The sequence below is a fragment of the Culturomica massiliensis genome (genome assembly GCF_900091655.1).
GTDB classification, from domain to species: Bacteria; Bacteroidota; Bacteroidia; order Bacteroidales; family Marinifilaceae; genus Culturomica; species Culturomica massiliensis.
This window is the reverse complement of sequence record NZ_LT594621.1, coordinates 610,632-636,190: the sequence shown is the minus strand read 5'-3', so window position 1 is coordinate 636,190 and position 25,559 is coordinate 610,632. Positions and strand designations below refer to the sequence as shown.

Annotated in this window: 23 protein-coding genes and 1 CRISPR repeat array; of the genes, 4 read left to right on the top strand and 19 right to left on the bottom strand. The window is 39.6% G+C overall.

The genetic code is table 11. The annotated features are described in order from the left end of the window. Nucleotides 1-71 precede the first annotated feature (71 nt). The 9 genes from BN8908_RS03830 to tssD form a co-directional block, all read right to left on the bottom strand. Nucleotides 72-1,226 carry a dicarboxylate/amino acid:cation symporter gene (locus BN8908_RS03830; protein ID WP_021988563.1) on the bottom strand — a complete coding sequence of 385 codons (1,155 nt, stop codon included), beginning with the start codon at nucleotides 1,224-1,226 and terminating at the stop codon, nucleotides 72-74. A gap of 28 nt (nucleotides 1,227-1,254) precedes the next feature. Beyond that, on the bottom strand, nucleotides 1,255-1,509 hold the full coding sequence (locus BN8908_RS03825; RefSeq protein WP_021988562.1) for a hypothetical protein: 255 nt from the start codon (nucleotides 1,507-1,509) through the stop codon (nucleotides 1,255-1,257). Between the two features lie 8 nt (nucleotides 1,510-1,517). Beyond that, nucleotides 1,518-1,844, bottom strand: a complete 327-nt coding sequence (locus tag BN8908_RS03820; protein ID WP_021988561.1) for a cupin domain-containing protein — start codon at nucleotides 1,842-1,844, stop codon at nucleotides 1,518-1,520. 175 nt (nucleotides 1,845-2,019) lie between these two features. After that, on the bottom strand, nucleotides 2,020-2,556 hold the full coding sequence (locus tag BN8908_RS03815) for a hypothetical protein (protein WP_068689192.1): 537 nt from the start codon (nucleotides 2,554-2,556) through the stop codon (nucleotides 2,020-2,022). A 71-nt stretch (nucleotides 2,557-2,627) separates the two neighbouring features. After that, nucleotides 2,628-3,188 (bottom strand): hypothetical protein, encoded by a 561-nt coding sequence (locus tag BN8908_RS03810; protein WP_068689190.1) that lies wholly within the window; start codon nucleotides 3,186-3,188, stop codon nucleotides 2,628-2,630. A gap of 71 nt (nucleotides 3,189-3,259) precedes the next feature. Beyond that, a complete protein-coding gene (locus BN8908_RS03805; RefSeq protein ID WP_068689188.1) occupies nucleotides 3,260-3,796 on the bottom strand; it encodes a hypothetical protein in 537 nt (178 codons plus the stop codon). A 71-nt stretch (nucleotides 3,797-3,867) separates the two neighbouring features. After that, nucleotides 3,868-4,434 (bottom strand): hypothetical protein, encoded by a 567-nt coding sequence (locus BN8908_RS03800; protein ID WP_068689186.1) that lies wholly within the window; start codon nucleotides 4,432-4,434, stop codon nucleotides 3,868-3,870. A gap of 71 nt (nucleotides 4,435-4,505) precedes the next feature. Further along, a complete protein-coding gene (locus BN8908_RS03795) occupies nucleotides 4,506-5,066 on the bottom strand; it encodes a hypothetical protein (protein WP_068689184.1) in 561 nt (186 codons plus the stop codon). Continuing rightward, nucleotides 5,063-6,769 (bottom strand): type VI secretion system tube protein TssD, encoded by a 1,707-nt coding sequence (gene tssD, locus BN8908_RS03790; protein WP_068689179.1) that lies wholly within the window; start codon nucleotides 6,767-6,769, stop codon nucleotides 5,063-5,065. The genes BN8908_RS03795 and tssD overlap by 4 nt, the downstream gene beginning before the upstream one ends. Before the next feature lie 336 nt (nucleotides 6,770-7,105). Between tssD and BN8908_RS03785 the strand changes: the two genes are divergently transcribed. Then, nucleotides 7,106-7,789, top strand: coding sequence for an RluA family pseudouridine synthase (locus BN8908_RS03785; RefSeq protein WP_068692086.1), 684 nt, complete (start codon nucleotides 7,106-7,108; stop codon nucleotides 7,787-7,789). Between the two features lie 2 nt (nucleotides 7,790-7,791). Here BN8908_RS03785 and BN8908_RS03780 read toward each other — a convergent pair whose 3' ends face one another. Next, nucleotides 7,792-8,784 (bottom strand): glycosyltransferase, encoded by a 993-nt coding sequence (locus tag BN8908_RS03780; protein WP_068689177.1) that lies wholly within the window; start codon nucleotides 8,782-8,784, stop codon nucleotides 7,792-7,794. A 165-nt stretch (nucleotides 8,785-8,949) separates the two neighbouring features. Here BN8908_RS03780 and BN8908_RS03775 point away from each other — a divergent pair, with 165 nt between their 5' ends. Further along, nucleotides 8,950-9,909 (top strand): glycosyltransferase family 2 protein, encoded by a 960-nt coding sequence (locus BN8908_RS03775; RefSeq protein ID WP_068689175.1) that lies wholly within the window; start codon nucleotides 8,950-8,952, stop codon nucleotides 9,907-9,909. Nucleotides 9,910-9,973: 64 nt separating this feature from the next. On the opposite strand, the gene BN8908_RS03770 is transcribed toward BN8908_RS03775, so the two are convergent. From BN8908_RS03770 to cas6, 9 genes are all read right to left on the bottom strand, one after another. Continuing rightward, the gene (locus BN8908_RS03770) at nucleotides 9,974-10,750 is read right to left on the bottom strand and encodes a class I SAM-dependent methyltransferase (protein WP_068689173.1); all 777 of its coding nucleotides are present in this window, start codon (nucleotides 10,748-10,750) and stop codon (nucleotides 9,974-9,976) included. 110 nt (nucleotides 10,751-10,860) lie between these two features. Further along, a CRISPR array of direct repeats spans nucleotides 10,861-13,321; the repeat unit is 30 nt; unit sequence GTTTCAATTCTACCTTAGTTCAATTAAAAG. A 219-nt stretch (nucleotides 13,322-13,540) separates the two neighbouring features. Beyond that, entirely contained in the window at nucleotides 13,541-13,801 is a 261-nt protein-coding gene (cas2, locus tag BN8908_RS03765) for a CRISPR-associated endonuclease Cas2 (RefSeq protein WP_021988552.1), read from the bottom strand. Between the two features lies 1 nt (nucleotide 13,802). Further along, nucleotides 13,803-14,807: a type I-B CRISPR-associated endonuclease Cas1b gene (gene cas1b / locus BN8908_RS03760; RefSeq protein WP_068689171.1), complete on the bottom strand. Its 1,005-nt coding sequence runs from the start codon at nucleotides 14,805-14,807 to the stop codon at nucleotides 13,803-13,805. Nucleotides 14,808-14,864: 57 nt separating this feature from the next. Further along, nucleotides 14,865-15,374 carry a CRISPR-associated protein Cas4 gene (cas4, locus tag BN8908_RS03755; RefSeq protein WP_068692084.1) on the bottom strand — a complete coding sequence of 170 codons (510 nt, stop codon included), beginning with the start codon at nucleotides 15,372-15,374 and terminating at the stop codon, nucleotides 14,865-14,867. After that, nucleotides 15,374-18,064, bottom strand: a complete 2,691-nt coding sequence (locus BN8908_RS03750; protein WP_021988549.1) for a CRISPR-associated helicase/endonuclease Cas3 — start codon at nucleotides 18,062-18,064, stop codon at nucleotides 15,374-15,376. Before BN8908_RS03750 ends, cas4 begins: the two co-directional genes overlap by 1 nt. Before the next feature lie 36 nt (nucleotides 18,065-18,100). Continuing rightward, nucleotides 18,101-18,886 carry a type I-B CRISPR-associated protein Cas5b gene (gene cas5b / locus BN8908_RS03745; RefSeq protein ID WP_068689163.1) on the bottom strand — a complete coding sequence of 262 codons (786 nt, stop codon included), beginning with the start codon at nucleotides 18,884-18,886 and terminating at the stop codon, nucleotides 18,101-18,103. 2 nt (nucleotides 18,887-18,888) lie between these two features. Then, on the bottom strand, nucleotides 18,889-19,821 hold the full coding sequence (locus tag BN8908_RS03740) for a type I CRISPR-associated protein Cas7 (protein ID WP_068689158.1): 933 nt from the start codon (nucleotides 19,819-19,821) through the stop codon (nucleotides 18,889-18,891). Between the two features lie 16 nt (nucleotides 19,822-19,837). Next, the gene (locus BN8908_RS03735) at nucleotides 19,838-21,673 is read right to left on the bottom strand and encodes a hypothetical protein (RefSeq protein WP_068689157.1); all 1,836 of its coding nucleotides are present in this window, start codon (nucleotides 21,671-21,673) and stop codon (nucleotides 19,838-19,840) included. A gap of 140 nt (nucleotides 21,674-21,813) precedes the next feature. Then, nucleotides 21,814-22,584, bottom strand: coding sequence for a CRISPR-associated endoribonuclease Cas6 (gene cas6, locus BN8908_RS03730; protein WP_068689155.1), 771 nt, complete (start codon nucleotides 22,582-22,584; stop codon nucleotides 21,814-21,816). 651 nt (nucleotides 22,585-23,235) lie between these two features. Here cas6 and eptA point away from each other — a divergent pair. Both eptA and BN8908_RS03720 read left to right on the top strand, forming a co-directional pair. Next, nucleotides 23,236-24,774, top strand: coding sequence for a phosphoethanolamine--lipid A transferase EptA (gene eptA, locus BN8908_RS03725; protein WP_068689153.1), 1,539 nt, complete (start codon nucleotides 23,236-23,238; stop codon nucleotides 24,772-24,774). Nucleotides 24,775-24,867: 93 nt separating this feature from the next. Beyond that, nucleotides 24,868-25,530 (top strand): phosphatase PAP2 family protein, encoded by a 663-nt coding sequence (locus tag BN8908_RS03720; RefSeq protein WP_068689151.1) that lies wholly within the window; start codon nucleotides 24,868-24,870, stop codon nucleotides 25,528-25,530. The last annotated feature ends 29 nt before the right edge of the window (nucleotides 25,531-25,559 follow it).

Genomic DNA, 25,559 nt, shown 5'->3' with positions numbered 1-25,559 from the left:
TTTATTAAAAATGCTTTATATATGCAAAAACAATGCCAAACCGTCCCCCGTCGGTATCCGAAATCAGCGTCTTACTTGTCGATTTTAGTCAGGATCAAAGTCAAAGCACCGTCACCGGTAATATTACATGCCGTGCCGAAACTGTCCTGCAAAGCGAATATGGTCAGCAGCAAGGCAGTACCCGCCTCGTCGAATCCCAAAATCGAAACAACGATACCCAGAGAAGCAATAACAGTCCCTCCGGGCACACCCGGAGCACCGATAGCAAAAATTCCGAGCAATAAAATAAACAAAACCATCACGGAAACGGCAGGTAAAGTACCGTATAACATCAAAGACACCGTCATGACAAAAAAAACCTCTGTCAGAATAGAACCGCAAAGGTGAATATTGGAAAACAGAGGAACGGCAAAATCTACCACCTCATCTTTTAAAACCGGACTTTTCTTGGCACATTTCAAGGCCACAGCCAATGTTGCCGCCGACGACATCGTCCCGACAGCCGTCAGGTAGGCCGGACCATAATATTTCAACACCAGCCAGGGATTCTTACGGCTGACAAGTCCGGCCGAAAGATACAGAAACGTCAGCCAGATAAAATGAGCGACCAATACAATACCCATGACCCCGATAAAAACAGGCAGTTGCCGCGTAATCGAGCCTTCATAACTCAAGGCACAAAAGTTTGCCGCAATAAAAAACGGGAGCACCGGAATGAGAATACGGTTAATCAGCAACAACACCATCTTCTGAAAATTATCGAGTATATTGCCGAAAACTTCCGATTTTGTCCACACCGTAGCCAAACCGATCATAATCGAAAGTACCAAAGCACTCATAACGCTCATAACAGGAGGTATATCCAGCCGGAACACCAGCGGCGGAATCTCCTTCAACCCTTCGGTAGCGGGCTCCACAGACAAAAGAGGAATCAGCCAATACCCGAGCACCAGGGCAAAAAAAGCAGCTCCTACAGAAGAAAAATAAGCCAACCCCAATGCACTGCCCAACATACGGGAAGCATTACCCTTCATCCGGGCAATCGAAGAAGATATAAAACCGAGAATAATCAAAGGCACCATAAAAAAGATCAATTGCCCCAGAATATATTTTACAGTCACCACTACATTCATAAAACCTTCATTTACGAAAAAGCCGGCTACAATACCGATGGCAACTGCCAGTAAAAGTTTGAATATCGTACTCTTAAAAATTAGTTTCCACATATCTTCTGTTTTTTCAGTTTCTACAAAATTAAGCCTTTATTCCTTTCCCCCCTATATCGTCCGGAAGAAAAACCGATAAACACCCATTCAATATATTTTCAAAAAAATAAGGCAAATCCTTATTCAGATCTGCCTTACTCCTTTTACGGTCATATACTTTCCGGGATTTAAACACCCGCTTAAAACCAATCGGATGCCCATGCCGGGCAATCTCTTCTTCCCGGCTGATCTTCCGGTTCATCCGGATATAATCCTCCGTAGTAATTTTCATCTTCTTTTTCATCTCACCTCTTATTCAATAGCGAAAAAACAAAGCCATACACATGCCGGGTCTACACTCGTTTTTTCCACCCTGTGTCTGCAATTTTTCGGTAAAAATAAATAATCTCCCGCTTTCAATTCTACCAGCTTGTCCTCAATTTCCAGCACAGCCTTCCCCTGAATCAGCATAATCCACTCGTCGTCTTCCTGATCATACCAAAACCCCTGGGGCGAACTATGCCCCGAAGAAACAATCCGGTCTATGCGGTAATGTTTTCCTTTTATCAATAAATCAAATTGCTCTTCTTCCCCGACCAAAGCAATGCCCTGGAATATATTTTTGATCTCTAAATCCATATAAATAATAAATTATAACGCAAATGTAATAAAATTCTTTCATTTTTAAACAATAACCACCCAAAAAGTTCCATTCCTTAATATCTTTCTCCTTATCTGCATTATCCTCTGCCTTCTATCAAAAGCGAATAAAATAGTCATGATTTATAACCATCACAATTATATTTTAACAAAACTAGTCCTCAATTCCATATTCCTTTTTCTTAGCGCAATAAAGGGAATCCAGATTATAAAATACAATCTCAACTTCATTATCATACTTTGCGTCAATATTGTTCCAATAATTCCAATACAACCAGTATCTATAATAACAATCCCCATCACCTACAGGGTTTATACTATACGATGTCGTCATTAAAATATCCTTAAAATGATTTCTATAGTCCTGGGTGTTATCCCACGAACTGTATTCCGGATCATAAGGATCACCCTCCTTAAAATGGCGGGTCATGTATTTCGTTTCACGATAAAACAAACGCCCTCCGCCACCATATTTTTTTAACGAATCGATTGACCAGGTTTCCAGATTAAATTTCTCAATTACTTTTTTTATTTCTAAAGTATCATAAGGTGCATTATGCACTACAAAAATCCCGTCTTCTATTTCATAAAATTCTGTCGGTTTACCTCTATCGTAATCATCCGAAAATAACCACCAGATCACTGCTCCGATCGACACAACCCCCAACAGCCAAATAACCTTTTTCTTCATATGCTAAACGTTAAAGTTTCCTCTGTTTCCATAATCGTCACAAAAGGCTTATAACCACTCAGACATTAAAACTAATTCTCAATTCCATATTCCTTTTTCTTAGCGCAATAAAGGGAATCCAGATTGTAAAATATAATTCGCATTCTGTTATCATACATCGCACTGATGTTTTTTCCATAATTCCAATAAAGCCAATAGTAATAATAACATTTCCCATTGCCTGCTGGATTTATTGAATAGCCAGTTGTCATTAAAATATCATCGTCGTGATTTCTATAATCCTGGGTGTTATCCCACGAACTATATTCAGGATCGTAGGGAACACCCTCTTTAAAATGGCGGGTCATGTATTTCGTTTCACGATAAAACAAACGCCCTCCACCACCATATTTTTTTAACGAATCGATTGACCAGGTTTCCAGATTAAATTTCTCAATTACTTTTTTTATCTCCAAAGTATCGTAAGGTGCATTATGTACAACATAAATTTCGTAAGAAACTCTATCTGTCTTATTTTCTTCTATTTTATAAAATTCTGTCGGTTTACCACTATCGTAATCATCCGAAAATAACCACCAGATCACTGCTCCGATCGACACAATCCCCAACAGCCAAATTACATTTTTCTTCATATGCTAAACGTTAAAGTTTCCTCTGTTTCCATAATCGTCACAAAAGGCTTATAACCACGCAGACATTAAAACTACTCCTCAATTCCATATTCCTTTTTCTTAGCGCGATAAAGAGAATCCAGATTGTAAAATACAATCTTAACTTTATTATCATACTTTGCGTCAATATTGTTCCAATAATTCCAATAAAGCCAATAGTAATAATAACATTTCCCATTGCCGGCAGGGTTTATACTATACGATGTCGTCATTAAAATATCCTTAAAGTGATTTCTGAAATCCTGAGTATTATCCCACGAACTATATTCCGGATCATAAGGATCACCCTCCTTAAAATGACGAGTCATGTATTTCGTTTCACGATAAAACAAACGCCCTCCGCCACCATATTTTTTTAACGAATCGATTGACCAGGTTTCCAAATTAAATTTCTCAATTACTTTTTTTATTTCTAAAGTATCATAAGGTGCATTATGCACTACAAAAATCCCGTCTTCTATTTCATAAAATTCTGTCGGTTTACCTCTATCGTAATCATCCGAAAATAACCACCAGATCACTGCTCCGATCGACACAATCCCTAACAGCCAAATTACATTTTTCTTCATATGCTAAACGTTAAAGTTTCCTCTGTTTCCATAGTCGTCACAAAAGGTTTATAACCACACAGACATTAAAACTACTCCTCAATTCCATATTCCTTTTTCTTAGCGCAATAAAGGGAATCCAGATTGTAAAATACAATTTTAACTTTATTATCATACTTTGCGTCAATATTGTTCCAATAATTCCAATAAAGCCAATAGTAATAATAACATTTCCCATTGCCGGTAGGGTTTATACTATACGATGTCGTCATTAAAATATCCTTAAAGTGATTTCTGAAATCCTGAGTATTATCCCACGAACTGTATTCCGGATCATAAGGATCACCCTCCTTAAAATGACGAGTCATGTATTTCGTTTCACGATAAAAAATACGACCATATCCCCTATATTTTTTCAATGAATCTACAGGCAATGTTTCCAGGTTAAATTTTTCAATGACTTTTTTTATTTCTAAAGTATCGTAAGGTGCATTATGCACTACAAAAATCTCATGTCCGGATTTCTTTATTCTATCCATATTATCAACTATCATATAAAATTCTGTCGGTTTACCACTATCGTAATCATCCGAAAATAACCACCAGATCACTGCTCCGATCGACACAACCCCCAACAGCCAAATTACCTTTTTCTTCATATGCTAAACGTTAAAGTTTCCTCTGTTTCCATAATCGTCACAAAAGATTTGTAACCATACAGATATTAAAACTACTCCTCAATTCCATATTCCTTTTTCTTAGCGCGATAAAGGGAATCCAGATCACGGAATAAAATATGGACTTTATTATCATACTTTGCGTCAATATTGTTCCAATAATTCCAATACAACCAGTATCTATAATAACAGTCCCCATCACCTGCAGGGTTTATACTATACGATGTCGTCATTAAAATATCCTTAAAATGATTTCTGTAATCCTGTGTGTTATCCCACGAACTGTATTTAGGATCGTAAGGTGCACCCTCCTTAAAATGACGGGTCATGTATTTCGTTTCACGATAAAACAAACGCCCTCCGCCACCATACTTTTTTAACGAATCGATTGACCAGGTTTCCAAATTAAATTTCTCAATTACTTTTTTTATCTCCAAAGTATCGTAAGGTGCATTATGTACAACATAAATTTCGTAAGAAACCCTATCCGTCTTACTTTCTTCTATTTTATAAAATTCGGTCGGTTTACCACTATCGTAATCATCCGAATATAACCACCAGATCAGTGCTCCGATCAACACGCACGCCAACAGCCGGATTACATTTTTCTTCATATGCTAAACGTTAAAGTTTCCTCTGTTTCCATAATCGTCACAAAAGGCTTATAACCACGCAAATGTTGTAAAATAAACCAGGCACAAAATCCGTTGGCAATCTCTTCAGCTACCGACCTGGCCACACTTTGCTGTATCAGCGGATTACCCCTCTCGTCGCGAGGCATCGTCATATGATCGGCAATCGTACCGAGACCGCCTGATTTTTTCATCACTTTTTCCTTGGTGCCGTAACTTTCGATATCGTCTGTATCCAATCCGAAATGATCGAAAATTCTATACCTGAGGACGGCAGTACACTCTTTCGTATCCGCATTTAACGAATATCGGGTAATTGTCACCCTGAATCCCCATGTATCATTAAGAGCTATGGTCAAACCTTTCAATCGATCCATTTTACCGGAAAAAGAGGGACGTTTCGGAAAACTTGTATCTTCAAAAGCTTTCAGTATATGAGCCTTATTGAGATTACCTTCACTTTCTGATATTGCATATTTAAATGCATCTGTTATTGTTTTAACAAATTTCATTGTACTCTCATGCCCGAATACCGCCTCGGTAAGTCTTCGGTCTTTATGCTGCATTTGAGGATTTTGATAGGTTTGCTTTTGAACATGGCCGACCATTTCTAAATTATGAGATTCGAGGGAACCCATCGACGTGTAGCGGATAAGCTCCCTGAATAAGTTAAACAATTCCGAATCATTGTACCGTAGATTGAGTTCGTTAATATTTTGCAAAACATTTGCATCTTTGATACTCCCCAACGTGAAATGACCGGTATGTGTCTTTCCATCCCCATAGTGCATATCGACAGCGATCTGAGCACTTACGGGGGTTAGTCCTTTTCCTTCACAGTCCTCATATTCCAATTGCGACCGCTCACTCTTCGTCCCGAATCCCTCTTTTGTCCGGGTCTGGACCAGGACGCGGGGCAAAAACCATCTCTCTACCCTGGTTTTTACACTCACACTCTCTACCGGTTTTTTCAGATATGCCATCACGGTAATTTCTTTGCCCACCCATGCTTCTGCCATGGTTATTCTAATTTTTTCCCCTTGTCCGGTTTGTACATATCTTTTACCGCCGGTCTCTACCACCCATTTGATCCGGAGCTTATTGTGAGAACTTACTTCCCTGATGCTATAATCCGTTACCTCATATTCGGCTTCCGAACCGACCAAAGCCATTTCAGGCCCTTTGATTTTCCTCACCAAAACAGTAACAGGCTTTTTCTCCTCTGTCACTTCCTTTTTTGCGCATTTCATATTTTCCGGCCTATACACCTGCCACCAGAAACCATAAGTTTCAGGCCAGCGACGATCAAGCCGTACCTTGCCGTCAATGTCAAGGCGGACGGGACTGATTACCACTGTGGTCAACATAGGATATACGGAACCGGCAAACATATTTTCCTCCTGCGAACAAATATATGCCGTTTCGAATTCGATGTACCTCATCCGTTGACCATCCTGCCCAGTCACCACCTCGATGCAGCCCCTGACAGGAGGTACATCTTCCAGTAACATTTGCTGAAGAACAGCATTATCTCTTCCCGATTCAAACTGTACACAAAGGCTCCCTCCGCGGACCCCCGAGCCCGGACGCCCCTTACGATCTATTTTCCGATAGAAACCATAATTCATCCGGAGAATATCGTATTCCGAACCGTTGATCTTTAATTTAGCACCCGTAATAAGCATAACTTAAACTTTACTTTTTATCAATGCAACAAAATTACAAATTATATATAGATAATTAATTAACAAAATGTGTCAAACAATTATCATTTCGTCCCATTTTTTCTTTTTACAGATACTCAATTGTTCTGAATGTAGGACAGCTATCCAACAAATACATTCTGATCGATTCAATTTGCCGGATTCAATTAAAAGCGGTTTACTACTGCATTTACTGCCGTTTAGTGAAATATTTCAATTCTATAAAACAAACAAAACGGCTGATTCATGCAGTCAAAAATCGGAAATAGCAAAAGAATTTCGTACTTTTGCACCGATTTCATAAAACTAAATCCAATGCTGGAAATTTTATACGAGGACAACCATATCATTGCTGTCAACAAAAAGAACTCCGACATCGTGCAGGGAGACAAAACCGGAGACACGCCTCTGAGTGAAGAAGTAAAGAGTTACATCAAAAAAAAATACAACAAACCGGGAGACGTATTTCTGGGAGTGCCCCATCGCATCGACCGCCCGGTAAGCGGTGTCGTATTGTTTGCCCGTACCAGCAAAGCCCTGGCCCGACTGAATAAAATGTTTCAGGAACACGACGAGGAAATCTCCAAAAAATACTGGGCCATTGTCGGCAACCTGCCGCCTCAGGACAACGGGACATTGATACATTACATGATCAAAGACTCCGAAAAGAATAAATCCTACGCCTACGAAAAGGAAAAAAAGGGGAGTAAAAAAGCCATTCTGGAATACAAACTGATCGGCCATTCCCAAAGATACTACCTGTTGGAAATCAAATTGTGCACCGGCCGCCACCACCAGATACGCTGCCAGTTGGCCAAGATCGGCTGCCCTATCAAAGGCGACCTGAAATACGGTTTCCCGCGCTCAAATGAAAACGGAGGTATCAGCCTGCACGCCCGCGAAATCAGTTTTATCCATCCCGTCAGTAAAGAGCGTGTCACCATCGCGGCCACACCGCCCTTAAACGACACCTTGTGGAAGGAATTTTACAGCAATCTGTAAATTTATTTCCTTACTTTTTCGAGGATGCGCCTGTAAAAACAATACCAACGGGGCGGTAACAGCAATAACAGGCTAATCCCCAACCGGGACATTCCCCAATAATTCCGTTGTGCAATCACCTGTCGGCGGTTTTCCCGCAAATAACGCATCATATACGAAAAATAGGGTTCTGACAAACGATAGCCGGTCTGTATAATCCTGCCGATCATCATTATGTGGTAACGGATTGTCTGCCGTTTGGCCAAAGAAAGCAATTCCGGATACTCCCTGCGTATCCCAGACTCGATCTTATAAGTACGATACAAGGTGTTGTGCAGGTAACGCCGTAAATCCTTCCTATAAAACATCCGGCATTCCGAATCATCCCGCACATTGTAGGTATACAGGGCCCGGTCGGTAAATACAGTCTGTCCTGCCCGCCGGAAAGCGGCATAATTGAACAAAAAATCCTCATCGTTCCTCCCTTGTTCGAAACGGATACCGTGGGCCTCCAGAAATGTCCGCCTGTATATCTTCGTCCACACATAAATATCCATCTTCTCCCGTGAAAGAAATTGCTCCATCCCTCCCCGGTTCGACAGATAGAGTGTCTCCCCCGAATGCCGGTCGTGCGACACCTTCCCCCGCATATCCCTTTCGTTATACGAACAAGCCGAAATATCGGCCCCGGCTGCGCCGGCATTTTCAAGCAACACCCGGAAAATAGAAGGATGCAGAATATCGTCATTATCACAAAAACCGACATAATCGCCTACGGCAGCATCGATTCCCCGGTTACGGGCCGCTGCCTGTCCGCCGTTAGACTGATGAATCACCCTGATCCGCGGATCACGTACGGCATATTCGTCGCATATCCTCCCCGATCCGTCTGCCGATCCGTCGTCCACCAACACCAGTTCATAATCTGTAAACTCCTGAGCTGCTACCGAATCCAGGCAGGGTTTCAGATAATTTTCCGCATTATAAACCGGTATAACAATAGTCAGTAAAGGCATATTTCAAAGCTAAATTATAAATTAACGACAATTACCGTATCCTCCGATCCTGCTTATCTGAAAAAATAACAAACATTCCAAACAAACCGGCCGACTTATTTACAGCAAAATTAAAGAAATATCGGCGTAGAAAAACTATATTCGCATAAATAAAAAAACGGCGCAATGAACACACCCCTGCTCAGCATCATCATTCCTGTTTACAACGTATCGCCTTACATCGGCGAATGTCTGGACAGTTTACAGGCACAAACTTTCCGTGACTTCGAAGCATTGCTTGTCGACGACGGCTCGACAGACGGTTCGGGCCTGATCTGCGACCGTTATGCCGCAGCCGACTCCCGTTTTAAGGTGATCCGTAAAACCAACGGCGGTGTCAGCAGTGCCCGCAACGCAGCCCTGGACAAATGCACCGGCAAATACCTCACCATGCTCGACCCCGACGACTCCGTTTCACCCGACACTTACGAAAACGTCCGCTATCTCGAAGCTCATCCTGACATAGACATCCTGCAATTTCCCTACATCAATTGCTACGAAAACGGACGGCAGGAAAAGTTGGAAGTACGCCCGCAACTCATCGAGGGGAAAGACCGGATACTGCTTAACTGGTGGGAAGGCAACATCCTCCATTTCGCCAACCTGAACAAAATATTCCGGCGCACCGTATTCGAAGGACTCCGCTACCGGGAAGGCCATGTATCCGAAGACACCTACCTTGTCGCCGACTTCGTCGAACGGGTAAACCGGGTCTGTATCTCCGGCCAGGGCCGTTATTATTACCGCATACGCAACAACTCCCTAACATCCGCCTACACTTTTCCGAAACACATCGACCTGTTTGAAGCCCACCTGCGCACCTATGCCAAAATGACCGAATACCCCCTTCTGCGTCCCGCCCGGGTCACCGCTTTCACCCGGCTTTTCCGCCGCCTGATTTCCGCCCGGCTCAGTTCTCCGCAAACAGACATCCATCCTTACCTGACAGCCGTAAAACCATACGTACCTCGTTGGTCGGACATCACAGCCCATCCTACCGCCTGGATCATCGCCCTGAAAATACTGGGTCCCAAACGTTTTATGCACCTCCTTTGCCGGCGCATTCAAAAAAACGGTAAAAATTAAAAACCGATGCTACCGGAATAAAATACAATTTCTTTTAACCGTCAAACACCTTACCATCTCCAGACTAAGACCGTTGCCGTTCCATATATTCTGCCAGTGTCAAAAGCGGGGGACGTTTGGAAAATTTCTGACGTAGCTTTTGTTTCAAAAGATAATTTAATGCGCCGAGCGTCTTACGCACTTCCTTCGAAGCGGAACGTCTGGGATAGAGCTTTTCCACCATTTCCCGGCTCCACGGCTGTGTAAAAAAAGAAAGGTAATAAGGATCCTGCGGATTAACAACCACCTCGATATTATCCCGCCACTCATAACGATTGAGCATGATATCCCCCTCCGTAAGCCACAAAAGCTTATAGGGTAAAGATTGAAAAGGCAGATAATTCAAAAACAGTTCCCCGTAATTATGGGCATAATTCCCGGGCATCAGCGACTTTTCATACATAACCAGCTTATTATCGATATCCAGGATAACCCATTTATGCGACAACTTGGGAAACAAAAATTCTCCCAACAAACTCGGCGTTTCGATATACCCCCGTTTAGCCACCCGGCATTGCTCGGCAATAAACTTTTCCGGCGATTCCACATGCTCGAGTACTTGGTTACAAATGACATAATCAAACTCCTTATCCTTAAACGGAAGATTTTCACCGTCTGCCTCGATAAATGTCTGGTGAGGATAGATTTTCATATCCCCGCAACGGTGATAATTCGAATCGACAAACTTTTCGGCAATCACATCAGAGCGCACGGAAGGATTGTGCCCCGGCCCAATCTCCAGCACCCTGTCACGTTTCTTGATATGCAAATCACCCCTATCGTATGGAGAACGTATTTTCATAAACACTACCTACTTTTCAGAATATCAAAGATATTATTTTTTCCATAGATAATCACCTATCGACTCAATTAAAAACCGCTTACAAAACAAAAATACACATTAGATCAAAAATCTTAATTCTACCTTAGTTCAATTAAAAGTGATAATGCCAGGAAATTAGGGGATTTGTTGCTAGTTTCAATTCTACCTTAGTTCAATTAAAAGATATACGGAATTTGTTTATCGCACAAATTTTAAAAAGTTTCAATTCTACCTTAGTTCAATTAAAAGAGGAAAGGCAATAGCGATGATGACTTTAAACAGGTGTTTCAATTCTACCTTAGTTCAATTAAAAGGTTGTGTAAAGAAAATGTACAAGTGAATGTACAGGAGTTTCAATTCTACCTTAGTTCAATTAAAAGTAAAGGTGATATGTTTTTAGATAAAAAATATACACCGTTTCAATTCTACCTTAGTTCAATTAAAAGTTTTATTTCCATCTACAAAAGCACATTTTACATCTTGTTTCAATTCTACCTTAGTTCAATTAAAAGTTGTAAGCGTGCCGAAATAAATACTCCTGTTGTTATGTTTCAATTCTACCTTAGTTCAATTAAAAGTGAAGGTGGCAGCCACCGCAATTATTGTTCCCAGAGTTTCAATTCTACCTTAGTTCAATTAAAAGCGAGTTAACTTTGGATCTGTTTAGGAAGGAAATCGAGTTTCAATTCTACCTTAGTTCAATTAAAAGACATAGCCATGCTCTTCGAAAAACTTCCGAAAAGTAGTTTCAATTCTACCTTAGTTCAATTAAAAGCGGATCAGGCAACAATAAAAGCCCTGCTGGAGTGGTTTCAATTCTACCTTAGTTCAATTAAAAGAATAGCCTTTTTATCTGCTTTCATATTTCAAATTGTGTTTCAATTCTACCTTAGTTCAATTAAAAGCCATCAAATTACCGTTAGTCAGGCATTGGAAAGCATGTTTCAATTCTACCTTAGTTCAATTAAAAGAAACGGCGCGTATCCGTTCTACCTCGTGTTTAAACGTTTCAATTCTACCTTAGTTCAATTAAAAGGGAAATGCCGGCCGGATGCAACGCCGTTTGAACCCAGTTTCAATTCTACCTTAGTTCAATTAAAAGCTTGAAAGGGGGGTGTATGAAACCTACGGCGATAAGTTTCAATTCTACCTTAGTTCAATTAAAAGCGGATTTTTTTGTCCTTGGTCTGCAATTGCAAATCATGTTTCAATTCTACCTTAGTTCAATTAAAAGTCCGTATTCGTAGTTCTGGCGGACAACAAATCTCCGTTTCAATTCTACCTTAGTTCAATTAAAAGGAGGAACGGTTACGGGTGTAGCGAATTGGAAACCCGTTTCAATTCTACCTTAGTTCAATTAAAAGATGGGTAAAGGCTGATGGAAAAGGGGATCAGAATATGTTTCAATTCTACCTTAGTTCAATTAAAAGTGGCTTCCATTACCTGTTTCACAGTTTTAGAAGCTTGTTTCAATTCTACCTTAGTTCAATTAAAAGTGACAAAGCCCCTAAAAAGGAATCGAAGGGTGATGTGTTTCAATTCTACCTTAGTTCAATTAAAAGGAATAGGAACCATCCTTAACCCTGTCGTATATCATCGTTTCAATTCTACCTTAGTTCAATTAAAAGTATAGCAACTTACAGTCTGTAACCTATGCGTTCTAAGTTTCAATTCTACCTTAGTTCAATTAAAAGCAATATGTTCCTTACCTAACTTCTCCGTATTAGTAAGTTTCAATTCTACCTTAGTTCAATTAAAAGTTAACCAAGTCAACCTGTGTTTTCCTAAGCTCACTTTGTTTCAATTCTACCTTAGTTCAATTAAAAGATGATTTGCGTGCTGCACAGAAGTTGCAGGAGTGGTGTTTCAATTCTACCTTAGTTCAATTAAAAGATCCTGCTGACCCTTCGGAGCAGGTTAAATATTATGTTTCAATTCTACCTTAGTTCAATTAAAAGTAATCCTGCTGACCCTTCGGAGCAGGTTAAATATTATGTTTCAATTCTACCTTAGTTCAATTAAAAGTTATGTTTCGGCCTTGCCTTTCAGGGCTTACCAGCGTTTCAATTCTACCTTAGTTCAATTAAAAGGGGTTCGACTGGTAATGCTTCATCTGCTCCTCGGTAGTTTCAATTCTACCTTAGTTCAATTAAAAGTTGGAACCATTCGAAACCAAAGTACCCGAAGAAACGTTTCAATTCTACCTTAGTTCAATTAAAAGTCAAACATTTAACAGTTAACATAATATTGACAAAAGTTTCAATTCTACCTTAGTTCAATTAAAAGAAACTTATTCGAACACTGTTATTCGTAAAAGAGCTTGTTTCAATTCTACCTTAGTTCAATTAAAAGATTTATACGGTGTCTATATTTAACATTTTTTAACTGTTTCAATTCTACCTTAGTTCAATTAAAAGTTAAAAAACCTAGACGAAATTTGTTTAATCTTAGTTTGTTTCAATTCTACCTTAGTTCAATTAAAAGATTATGTTTCGGCCTTGCCTTTCAGGGCTTACCAGCGTTTCAATTCTACCTTAGTTCAATTAAAAGCCGTTAAATACTGCCTGGAATATACATGAAAATCAACATCTTATCAACTAAGCAACCGTTAATTTTTACAGTTATTTGCAGTCGACCTCCAATTCTTAGATTTTCCCCGACTTTCGACGACTATTTATAACTTGCTTATTTTCAATATGTCAAAGGACTTTTTTCCCAAGTATCTAATAAATCGGTTTCGAATAGCCAATATCTCTAAATAGGTTGACGCTACAAAAAATTCGAGACACTGGCTTTTTCATCCCCAACAATTTCCTTTTCCAACCATTTTTCATCCCTGCTTTTAAATAAAATCAGACTATCTTTTTCTTTCATTATTTCTTTAGCTTCAACGACCAAATACTTTAATTGAACTTCAGAAATCTCCCCTTCAAATACACTATTCTGAATCCAGGAAAGATAACGTCGACACAACTTCAACATTTTTGCCGTCCTTTTCTGATCCACATCATATACCAAAATCACATACATTTCACCACCATATTTTTAAGGGTTTATACTCTTCCATTCCTAATAAATGCTTTGTCAGTTTATAACATTCCAACTTAATCAGATGCTTATAACTCACACTTCTTCCCAGTTTTCTATGCTTGATCGTCTCTTTTGTCCTTTCCTCCCATTCCTGTGCCACTTTTTTCATGGAAGACGGCTTTAATAAACAACGATTCAAGTTCTGATCGAAATCGGATTCGCGTAACTGTTTCCGGTTAAACATTGAAAACAACAACCGATCCGCCAATATCGGTTTAAAAATCTCGGCAATATCCAAAGCTAATGAATAACGCCGCTCTCCCGGCTCATGCAAAAAACTGATGGTCGGATTCAATTGCGTATGATATATCGCATCCAAACATACCGAATAACACATACTATTGGCAAAAGAAATCATCGCATTTACCTCATTCGAAGGTGGTAATTTTGTCCGGTTGCCCATCGTAAAGCCATCGATTATCGTATCAAACGCCTCATAATACGTTTGCCGGATATTTCCTTCTATCCCCATTAACATGGGAATATCAGTCGCAGTAGAAATCAGAGGTACGTATGCCTCAATACGTTCAATCTGCTGGGTGACATCTTTTCCACGATTTGTATAATACCTCAAATTTTTCAACATATTAAAGGCTGCTCCGTCAATAAAACGCCTGGCAATAAGCATTCGTTTTTCCTGACGAATATGATGTTTCATCTGAGCAATCTGCATTTTCCCCGATAACAGATAATCCTTCGGCATAAACGAACCGGTATAATGCTCGTAATAATCGAAAAAATGCACAGCAACCTGATTTTTCCCCAGAAAATTATACATCATACTATTGGCATCCAGACTTCCGAAAACAAACAGATTATCTACCGTTTCAATCGGAATATAACGCGGTTGTCCTTCACGCCCCTCCTCATCCACGGGCGTAAACTTCAAAGTATTGTCCTTCCGGCTCAATCGCCCCGGATTAAACAGATAGTAAGTCCTTTTCATTGTTTTAAAGTTTCAGTTTCATCTGCTTATTTCATAATTCTCAAAGCTTTCATAATTTTACTCTTCTTCCCCCGAATAACAAAACTCATAATACGAACACTTCCCACATTTTCCCTTCGATAAGACAGGCGGACATATCTCATAACCAATAATCTTCCGGATTTCATCTTCCATATTCCGAAGGGTTTCCCGGTCATTTTCCTCCAATTCTACCCGTACAGTTTCCCGCAACAACGGATATTCCAATAACCCGATAACACCTTCAATCCCTTCCTGCTCAAACAGATACAGGTAATATTTCACTTGCCAGATATAAGCCTCTTCTTTCGACTCCGACTTTTTTATTTCATGAATGACTTTTTCATGCGGATCGTAAAAATCAATCACCGAACCGCCTATCCGTATTTCCTCATAACGTGCAGCCCGATTCGGATAGGATGTTTCATGTACCAGTTTCCCTTCTGTAACAACATCCGAAGTATGTTCCATCCTTATATTATTGGCATGCAACCACATTTCGCGTTTACACACATGATAAAGATTTATCAAAGTACCAGTTACATTCATCATATAAACGGAATATCTTTTAACGCATTTGTATTTAATCCCATATTATAATCATATACCACTCCGTTTCCTCTGTCTTCATCCCAATGTGACAAATAGAAATACCCGTACCGGTCTTCTCCAAAACCACATTTCAATTCACTCAAATCTTTGGATTGATATATCAAAGAAAACGTAAACCATGACATAATTCTCTGGAGCACCTTAAAATGAATCTTTCTATCCAGATTAAAACTCTTTTGATCAGAATGAGAAACAAATTGTTCATATATCTCCCAAACATCACGACCATCTAATTTCCCATCTTTCAGCACAACTCCCAGATTATTTAAAAAATCCAATTCCATTTCTGAGATCAATCTCTCTTTTATTCCTTTATCCTTTGAAGCTATTTCGACAGGTATTTTCAAAGGTACAAAAATGGTCTCATTTTTCTGTTCTATAATCTGGAAACCTTTATCTATGTCAGCAAAATCCAATCTTTCTATACTCTTTAAAAATTCCGAATGAAAATTTTGCACAAGTGTCTCCCGATTGGTTGCATCTATTTTTTCAAAAACCAATTCATACAATCGGGCAAAATTTTTATCAATCAGCATTCGCTCATACTCCTCCGGAGTAATATATTTCTGCACCAGCTTATACCGCTCATCCTTACCATACAAAACCTTGGCCTCATCCAACCGGAATAAATACACCTCGCACCCCGACTTTCGGGCATTGCGGTTTACACGTCCGGCCAATTGCTCATCACTATCCAGCAGTGAACTGTTTTTAAATCCCAGATCCATATCGATATCTACGCCGGCTTCTACTACCTGTGTTGTAATCAGCAGAACATTTCTCTTCCGGTTAGCCGGATTTTTCAAATAATTAATCACTTCCCGCCGTCTCGGCTCCAACACAGTTCCGGACAACACCAATACCTCATCAAAAAAAGAAGCCATATCCCCTATTTGCCTGTAAAATTCAGAAGCTGTCTTTTTATAAATAAATTCAATAATCGTATGAACCGTACCATCCAGAGAATTTTTCAGCGCATACTCCTTAGACTTTTCAAGGACAATCTCTGCCAAACAAACACAATCTGTTTTCTCCTGAAACAGATCGAAACGGAACTTTACACGTCCTGCAAAATTCGGATTGACAATATATTCTCTGGCACGAGGAAGTAAATCCACGAATTCTGTTTTTTGCGTCAACGGAACATTCAGTTTTCCGATCTTAGGCAACGTAGCCGACATTAAAATGAAGCGTACATTGAAAAAACGGGCATATTGTTCAATCAGATAATACATTTTATCCCATAATAAAGGATTGTAGGTCTGCAACTCATCTATAACAACCACAGAGTTTGCCAAACGGTGAAACAAATAATTCATTTCCTTCCGGTTACCTTTGAGCATATCGAAAAACTTCACATGTGACAAAACACAAACCGGATATAAGGCAAACAAACGGTCGATATAATCCTGAGTTTTATCTCCATATATTCCATCCTCATTTTCCTCTTTCTTCACATTGAATGCCGCCTTTGAATGTAATTCAGCCAGCTCTGACGAAGTCAACCCCAAGGCCTTTTGTAAAGTCTGATAAGTCTGCGTTATCAAAGTCGTAAACGGAAAAACATAGAATATTTTCTGAATATCGGAATGTTTTTCCATCAACTCCGTAACTGCAATCATTGATAAATTAGTTTTACCCCCACCTGTCGGTGCTTCTATATAAAATAAGCGGTCATCCGGATGTGCACGGATGGTCTGTATAACTTCCACAGCCATTTCCGTCCGTAAACAATTCAGATGATCTCCGGATTTCTCAACCGGATATTTAAAGGTAAAACCGTTCAGATTTTTATATATCTCCTGATTATGTTTATAATTTTTCAAATGGCCGATCATCTCTTCTACCCGGCTACGATCTTCAAATATACCCAAACTGTCGATTGCACTGGCATTCATATATTCGTGGGTAGCCAGATAGTCGGCAGCAGTCAGTAACGAAGAATTCAATTTAAGCAAAGAAAACAGAGAAAAAGAAGACGATCTGTATTTTTGGGTCTCCTGCTGAATACCTACAATACATTTAAACACACTCTCTATCCTCTGTCCATCGGCTTTATATCCCCAAACCGTTAAGTAATCCCGGAATTCTTCATAACATCCGGCAAATGAATTCAAAAAATACTCTTCACCAGCACAATGAAGACCCGCACTATGATGTTGACGGATCACATAAGAAAAGAAAAAAGCGTAAACAAACAGACACTTTTTCTCTTCATCCGTCATTTGAGAATCATCCCATACACCATCCAGTATAAAAGCAAGAAATAACCAGCTTCCTAAAAAAGAATGTCCATAGGAAGGTTCTAATACTTCAGTTTTGCGTACTGCAAAAATCCGGTTCATCATCCGAAGCCGCTGAAAATTCTCATTCACTTTACCGGTATCATGGAAAACAATAACAGCTGCAAACATCCGTTTCAACCAATTCCGGCTTTTCTGACTATACTCACCAGCCATATCTTCCACCAACCTATCCACAACCCCATCCAGCCTGTGCTTCTTTACTAACAGACAAGCATATTCAGCAACCTTCTCCAAATGTTCCTTCAAAGACTCTGATTTTTTCCCGGCACAAATATGAGCCAGATAAGAGTTGTCATTCAGGCATCCTGATAATAACTCCATCTGACTGTTGATTATTTCTTCAAAACGATCCACTCTTTAAAACAATTGAATAACCTTCTTTTCTCCTTCAACAACAAGATAAAATAAACCGGTTATTTGAGAATCAGCCTGCATCAGCCAATCTGTGTAAGCAAAATCAGCCAATTCGTATTGCATCAGTTCCGGATGAAAACCTATCGGTAAACGCTCGAAATAAACAAAGCTACTCTCATTTTCCATTCCCATGGCTGACAGAGAAAAACTGGCTTCCACCTTTTTCCCCCGAATCACCCCTTCCTTTATAAACAGAGAAGATATCCGGAAAATAGCAGCAGGCTGAAAAACAGAGAACTCATACTCCCGGAATGTATCCCCAAACCAACAGGGATATTCATTTTTGCCCAGATAGGGAATATATTCCGACCAGCCGTTTTTCAGGTAGTCATACAGCTTATGATGATCCTGGTTATCTAAATCCAATAACAGGTAGCAACGATATCCGGGCCGGATCAGCATACTTTCCTCAATCAGCAAATTACCGTCTTGATTAGCATAACCTACCGTATTGGTATACTTTACTACCGACTTCCTGAAATTTCCTTTTTCATGCCGTTTTTCCAATGGCTCGATCCCGACAGATAGCTCTTCCAGACGCTGATAATATTCAGGCAATTCACCCTTTCTCCTATATCCTTGCAGTCCGATCACCGCCCCCAACAAACCCAACAATGCCGGTTTATGCAACATATTGTATGTCAGCAATATTCCATCATTATAATCCGGTTTCTTGAAAAAGCCGAAATCGGCCTGCAAATCAAACGAAATCAGTCGTTGACCACTCATAACTAATTCAATTCAAGTTCGACAGTTCCTTCGGGAAGATTAATCACTTTCGTTATTCCTATATTATAATACAGTTCAATCCGCAAAATTTCATTCTTTACATTTTCTTTCTGCAAAAGAATACGTACCCGCTCGAAATCTATCTCCCGCTCTGCATTTACATTTACTAATTCTACTAACGAGGGTAAAACCAATTTGGAACCTTCTTTTAATTCCACCCACAATAAAGCTTCATTCTCTGTTCCCACTTTAGAAGCAGAATCATAGAACGTAGCCCCACAGCGCAATGCTTCTTTCAATTTGTGAATATCCTCCACTGTAACTCCGTCACAATCGACAAACTCCGTTATATCCGATAAATTTCCGGGATTTACCGAAAAATGGTGCACATAATGTCCTTCTTTTAATTTAAATTGAGTACCCAAGGTAGTCTGCATCGAATCACTACTTTTGTCATTCGAATTCCGGAAAGGCGAGGCAATCTGCTCGGAATAAATAATACTTTCCACAAAACGGTTTACTCCATGGGTTGGTTGTACAACTCCATGTATGGACAAATTAGCATTCTTACTGGCAAAAGTACCCCCGAATAAACGAACATCCAGACAACTCAACAAATTCTCCAAAATAACTTTCCGGGCTTTCGATTCATCTTTTTTATCTGATTTCGGAAATTCCCCGAAATGCCGGACATAATTCTGATCCAAATCCCTCGGTTGCATATCCTCATTCAGGCTTTTAAAGTAAAAGATTTTCTCTTGAGGCCAATTTTTATCCATATAATTCCGGATGGTATATTTCAGGGCTTTATCGGTCGCGTATACAGTCCCATCAGGCAATGTACGGGGTTGATGGGAAAAATCCGCATTATAATTTGAATTGACCGACTTGATAATAGCACAACCAAATACTCTGTTTTTAAATAAATTGCTCATAATCTTTATATTTTAGTTAGTTTTCTTCATCTGATTTATCAGCAGCAAAAAGCTGATTTCCGGAAAAGATTCCGGCAAGCATCATGGGTAAATATTCCCGCAGGTTCGCGCTCGTTTGATATGCCATGACTGAAGCAAATGGATTCCGGAAATTCTTTGAAAAATTTTCATGTTTATAAGTATCAAAAAGCCGGGCAATGGCTTTATTCAATTCAGAAGCATGTACCTGTTGTAAAAAAGGTTCCAGCCGTTTATAACTTTTATCAGCAGTCTTACTTTTGTGTAACAGATAATATATTACCTGTCCGGCAGTAAAAGCGTATTGTTCATCATTTTCCAACTCGGCTTTTTCCTGTGCCAATGCGATAATAAATTCTCTGAGTTCATTCAATTTACTAGCCATAATATCTGTATTTTTAAGTTGTAGATCAAAATTTTCCGACAAACTGAACCAAACGTTCATTTTCACCAATATCCCCCAGCGATGGGAATGTTGACCACCCTTGATTTCATCCTGCCGAATGTCTTCTAAAATTCCAGTCAATAGAATATCATCGAACATTTGCCGGGTAATTGCCTGCTCCCGGGATTTATAGATATAATCATAGAAAGCTTTCCGGTATTTTAAGATCAATAGATAGTTATTTTCCGATTTACAGTATTTCGCATCCAGTTCATCGAAATATTTACGCTGAATCCCACCTGCCTGAGTCTCGACAACAAGCGAATTATTAAAGATAATCTTCAAAACCTTACCTTCCAATTCAAATACATTGTGTATTTTCTCTCCTTTTGCAATATTGAAGTAATCTTTAATCTCCCAGTAATCTTTATTTCCATACTTTAAATTATAGCGGAATTTAGAAACGAAATCAAAATCACAGACCTTTCCTCCATAAAAATACAACAGGTAGTAATCACCCAGATCCTCCTTGTATTTTTCATAGAGTTCCCGGATGATATCCTGATACCCTATCCGTTCTCCTTCATCAAAATACTTTGATAAAACTGCAAACATCCTCTCCTTCAATTCTTCCCTGTATATAAACAAAGGTAATGGACGAGGAAATACATTCCGGGCCATCAAATCCTGAAATTCATATAAATCCCGGGCCATTTGTCCGGATATCCGTCCTGCAATATCGAAAGTTGCCGACTGATGGGATAAAAAAGGTTTCTTCGTGGGAAATCCATTCAGAAAATCACTCGTTCCGTACACCTCATCTCCAATCCCGACATTAAACTCATTGGTATTAAATAATTTATCCGATAAATAGCATTCATTTACCTGACAATATTTTTCTATATCCTCGTCCAGATACAGTATAATGTATTCTTTATCTTTTACCTCATCAAATTCCTGCTGAAAACAACCCAACAGATCATCCAGTTTTTCTTTGGAATTGATAAAATACTGAAATACCTTTATTCTTTCCTTCTCTGCATCTCCCTTCACTAAAGCCAAAGCATTCGCAAAATAAGAATTAATACGATCGTATATTTTAGTCTTGTCTTTTGCGTACTTCCCACCTCCCTCCAGAGATTCACGTTTCAACGCCACACAATAGGGTGAGCAGGAATGTATACCTTTAGCCGGTAAGTCGAAACATTTATTGGTATTCACACACCAACTAACTTGTGTCAATTCAGCACATCGCTGCAAAAAAGGATAGTCGAATTCCGTTGCCTTCCGGGTCAGACAAAACTGAGCAACAGAATTCCGGTCTAAACAGACCGTTCCATCTTTCTCCTGAAACCTTAACAGCACATGCAATCCCTCTTTGGGTTTAAGTCCTGCCTGCTTTAATCCAGCAGGAAGAACATTCATAAAATTATCAATTTCCTGAAGCATTATATTGGGTTATAAAAATTCATTAATATTTAACAACTCCACATCAGCGACATCTGTTATTCGCATTTTACCACCTTCAGCAAGCACTTCCAACTGGCTACAATTTGTAGTCGTTTAATCTCCTTCCATGATAAGCTGAATTATATCCGTATGATCTCCGTACAACCAAATCCCTGGCTGTTCAAACGCCCGAAGCCACCGTAATACCCCAGACGCAATAATTCAGGCTCTCCTTGCAACTCAAAATTGAAAAGATACCCTTTCATTTTCGTTTCCTGGGGAGTTCCTGCCCTCAAAGCAATAGTCTTTGCTTTTGGGGCTGATAATACTTTCAAACGGGTCACAGGCCACTGCGGATCAGGTTCCTGCTGATGAAATGCCCTGTACTTTTCCAGTAAATTCAGATGAAGTAATTCTGCAAACCGGGGATCTCCCGGAGTAAGATGGACTGTCCGGGACGTATCCGGAAACTGCTCTTCCACAAAAACCGGGGAAATAGCTTTAAAAGTCATCTTCGGTGTGAATTCCGGTTCGGGCAAACGTTCCACCGTCATGACTTCAAATGCTACCCGTGATTTACGGTCTCCGATCTCCATCCGCCTGTTCCTGAATACTCCCATTACAAAAGCTTCAATCGCTTCGATCGGATAGAAAGAAACAATCAACTGCACCGTATCTGTCAGAATCCCCAACCGATCCCCCTCGATTTTAAAACGGGGAATGTATAAATTGGAAAAAGTGAATAATTTGAAAGATTTCTTCTCCTTGCAATACCCTTTATCGTGCAGCCAGGTTGTAAAATCAGTATTCCCCTCATTCAAAACTTTATACAAAGCACTCGATAACTCGTACATATAATTACAAGGTAAACAATTACCATCCAATAACTTCAATATCAATTTCAGGCGCATAACAAAAAATTAATTGTTAAAATTAAAAAATCCAATCACAACATCCTAATATTTCGTTGTAAATATTAGAATTCAAAAAAACAAAACAATTGTAAACCGAAATAGCACCCGGGGACGGGGCTAAAGTGCTAATAATTGTGACTTAATCAGACAATTATTTTGAGGCAATTCCCCCTTTATCAGGGTGCAGACTTGACATGAACAAGTCCATGTAGTATAGTGGATTTAACAATATAAAGACAAGAAATAATTCACGGTAAACTTGTATATAAATGCCTTAATTATTCGTCACGGAAAACCCAATTAACTAATTTTAACCTATAGCCATTAAGTTTTTAAACGCAAATTTCTTAGTTTTACGCACAAATTAATTGTCTGTTGGCTACTGGTTAAAAAACACTATTTTAAAATTCGAATTGTAATATACCTCTACGCGTGCCGGAGTAATCTCGGCTTTTATTCTTACAGTGCTTGGCGCTGCACTTTTTCGGCACCAAAAATGCAAAGAGGTATGAATCCGATAATTGCCGCATAGATTTCAAATATTGTTTTGATTGCCATTCCGTTTTTCTTGTACAAAAAGCGTCCAATTGAAAGGCGACAACTTACTCTAATTTATTTATCACTAATTCACATAAAATCTATTGCTGCATGAAGTTATTGTTTCCCCAATTGACAAAAAGTATAAAAATTACTCATTTCGCCTTGTTGATGAGTCTGTTCAACCTTTTGTTTTTCCACTATTCGTTTCTTGCTTTTGTTTTCAATAACCTCAATTATAAAAGTTTCAACGGCATATTACTGGTTATCAGTCTCTTTGTTTTATTATTACTGTTTAATGCTTTTACTTTTTATCTATTTCTTTTCCTGTCGCGTTTTGTAGGGAAGTTTCTGATGGTTGTAACCTTTATAATAAGCTCAATTGCCACCTATTTTGTAAATACTTACAACATTATCATAGACAAGGGAATGATAGGCAACGTTATCAATACAAATTATGATGAAGCAAGCAGTTTTTTCTCGGTAAAGTTACTGCTATACATCTTATTGTTCGGCATATTTCCCTCGATCTACATCATCAAGGCTAAAATAATAACCGTAAAGCTAAAAAAGTTTTTGGTAACGACTTCACTGACACTGCTGTTTTTCGCCGCATTGATATTTGTCAACGCCACGAACTGGCTATGGATTGACAAACACGACACCACTCTGGGCGGGCTTGTAATGCCATGGTCTTACACGGTAAATATCGCACGCTTTTATATCCATAAGCACCAAAGCAACAGAAAAGAAATTCTGTTGCCCGACGCCATCCTAAAAGACAATAAAAAATCGGTATTGGTTCTGGTAATAGGCGAATCGGCAAGAAGTAAAAACTTTTCGCTCTATGGTTACGAAAAGAATACCAACCCCTTGTTGTCCGAAACGCCCAACCTGTTTTATTTCCCGGCGGTATCTTGTGCCACCTACACCACTGCCGGCATGAAATGTATTTTAACACACAAAAAGTCCAATGATTTATACGAGATACTGCCCAACTATTTGTTTCGCAACAATGTGTCGGTTGTGTGGCGAACAACCAACTGGGGAGAACCGCCGGTTCATATAAAGACCTATCAAAACAGAGCGGCCCTGATGCCTGGCTATAAAGGAGAAAACGGCAATTACGACGAAATCCTTTTAAGCGGACTGAAAGAGCAGATATCGGAAAGCGAACACAATAAAGTGTTAATCATTCTGCACACAAGCACAAGCCACGGTCCGACATACAGCAAAAAATATCCTCCTCGTTTCGAAATTTTCACCCCCGTATGCAACAGCGTTGAACTGGCAGACTGTTCGCAAGAGGAGTTGATAAACGCTTACGATAATACCATTGTTTATACCGACTATTTGTTGCACAGCCTGATTGAACTACTGAAAGAACTGAAAGAGTATGACAGCTCGATGATATTTGTTTCGGATCACGGCGAGTCGCTGGGCGAAAAAAATCTCTATATGCATGGCCTACCTATGAGTATTGCTCCGCGGGAGCAGTACGAAATTCCCTTTATCGTTTGGGTATCCGACAGTTTGAGACAACTCAAACCGAATGAATCGTTGACACAAAATCACGTATTTCACAGCGTGCTGAATTTCCTGGGAGTGGAAAGTCCGATTTATAAAGAAGAATTGAATATTTATAACTGACGCATTGCACGTTATCCGGTTATGCCGTTTTACACACTCTCCGTTTGCGTTGTTCGTGCTTTGCACGTAATTACTGAATAACAATTAAGAAAAATGAATAAAAAAACTTTCATCTGCTTTCTTGTTCCATACGCCGTTTTTGCAATAATCTGGTTTTTACTGATTGTAATTTACGAAAAGGGCGAACTACACTTGATGCTCAATGTCTATCGCTCGTCTTTTCTGGATTTTTTTTTCACCTATTTTACCCACCTGGGTGCCAGCATCCCCTTCGTTATTGTTATGGTTTATCTTTTCCTCCGAATAAACCAATCGTTTTACCTGCTGATCACTCTGCTTGTGAACGCTTTGCTTACCAAAGGACTGAAATGGTTCTTCGGTGTGCCGCGCCCCAAAATATTTTTCGAAGAGAACTTCCCTGACGTGGCTTTGCAGTTTGTGGAGGGAATGAAGATACATACCGCCAACAGTTTTCCGTCAGGGCACACCTCCGCCGTTTTTGCCACCATGACCTGTATCACCCTTTTGTCACAAAACCGATACATATCGTTCTTTTGTCTTATGCTGGCGATTGTGGCAGCTTACTCGCGCATTTACCTATCGCAACATTTTGCCGAAGACATTATGTTGGGTTCAATCGTGGGAATGACAACCGCCCTGACAATGTATCCGCTCTACCTGACATCGAAAAACATAGCATGGACGAATAAATCACTTATATCCATCCTTAAAATAAAAAACAAACAAAGTCCGTAGTAGCACCCGGGGACGGGGATAAAGTGCTA

Excerpts from the sequence above, each read along its gene's own strand:
- BN8908_RS03830 (WP_021988563.1), bottom strand. The coding sequence starts at position 1,226 with ATGTGGAAACTAATTTTTAAGAGTACGATATTCAAACTTTTACTGGCA.
- BN8908_RS03825 (WP_021988562.1), bottom strand. The coding sequence starts at position 1,509 with ATGAAAAAGAAGATGAAAATTACTACGGAGGATTATATCCGGATGAAC.
- BN8908_RS03820 (WP_021988561.1), bottom strand. The coding sequence starts at position 1,844 with ATGGATTTAGAGATCAAAAATATATTCCAGGGCATTGCTTTGGTCGGG.
- BN8908_RS03815 (WP_068689192.1), bottom strand. The coding sequence starts at position 2,556 with ATGAAGAAAAAGGTTATTTGGCTGTTGGGGGTTGTGTCGATCGGAGCA.
- BN8908_RS03810 (WP_068689190.1), bottom strand. The coding sequence starts at position 3,188 with ATGAAGAAAAATGTAATTTGGCTGTTGGGGATTGTGTCGATCGGAGCA.
- BN8908_RS03805 (WP_068689188.1), bottom strand. The coding sequence starts at position 3,796 with ATGAAGAAAAATGTAATTTGGCTGTTAGGGATTGTGTCGATCGGAGCA.
- BN8908_RS03800 (WP_068689186.1), bottom strand. The coding sequence starts at position 4,434 with ATGAAGAAAAAGGTAATTTGGCTGTTGGGGGTTGTGTCGATCGGAGCA.
- BN8908_RS03795 (WP_068689184.1), bottom strand. The coding sequence starts at position 5,066 with ATGAAGAAAAATGTAATCCGGCTGTTGGCGTGCGTGTTGATCGGAGCA.
- tssD (WP_068689179.1), bottom strand. The coding sequence starts at position 6,769 with ATGCTTATTACGGGTGCTAAATTAAAGATCAACGGTTCGGAATACGAT.
- BN8908_RS03780 (WP_068689177.1), bottom strand. The coding sequence starts at position 8,784 with ATGCCTTTACTGACTATTGTTATACCGGTTTATAATGCGGAAAATTAT.
- BN8908_RS03775 (WP_068689175.1), top strand. The coding sequence starts at position 8,950 with ATGAACACACCCCTGCTCAGCATCATCATTCCTGTTTACAACGTATCG.
- BN8908_RS03770 (WP_068689173.1), bottom strand. The coding sequence starts at position 10,750 with ATGAAAATACGTTCTCCATACGATAGGGGTGATTTGCATATCAAGAAA.
- cas2 (WP_021988552.1), bottom strand. The coding sequence starts at position 13,801 with ATGTATGTGATTTTGGTATATGATGTGGATCAGAAAAGGACGGCAAAA.
- cas1b (WP_068689171.1), bottom strand. The coding sequence starts at position 14,807 with ATGAAAAGGACTTACTATCTGTTTAATCCGGGGCGATTGAGCCGGAAG.
- cas4 (WP_068692084.1), bottom strand. The coding sequence starts at position 15,374 with ATGAATGTAACTGGTACTTTGATAAATCTTTATCATGTGTGTAAACGC.
- BN8908_RS03750 (WP_021988549.1), bottom strand. The coding sequence starts at position 18,064 with ATGGAGTTATTATCAGGATGCCTGAATGACAACTCTTATCTGGCTCAT.
- cas5b (WP_068689163.1), bottom strand. The coding sequence starts at position 18,886 with ATGAGTGGTCAACGACTGATTTCGTTTGATTTGCAGGCCGATTTCGGC.
- BN8908_RS03740 (WP_068689158.1), bottom strand. The coding sequence starts at position 19,821 with ATGAGCAATTTATTTAAAAACAGAGTATTTGGTTGTGCTATTATCAAG.
- BN8908_RS03735 (WP_068689157.1), bottom strand. The coding sequence starts at position 21,673 with ATGCTTCAGGAAATTGATAATTTTATGAATGTTCTTCCTGCTGGATTA.
- cas6 (WP_068689155.1), bottom strand. The coding sequence starts at position 22,584 with ATGCGCCTGAAATTGATATTGAAGTTATTGGATGGTAATTGTTTACCT.
- eptA (WP_068689153.1), top strand. The coding sequence starts at position 23,236 with ATGAAGTTATTGTTTCCCCAATTGACAAAAAGTATAAAAATTACTCAT.
- BN8908_RS03720 (WP_068689151.1), top strand. The coding sequence starts at position 24,868 with ATGAATAAAAAAACTTTCATCTGCTTTCTTGTTCCATACGCCGTTTTT.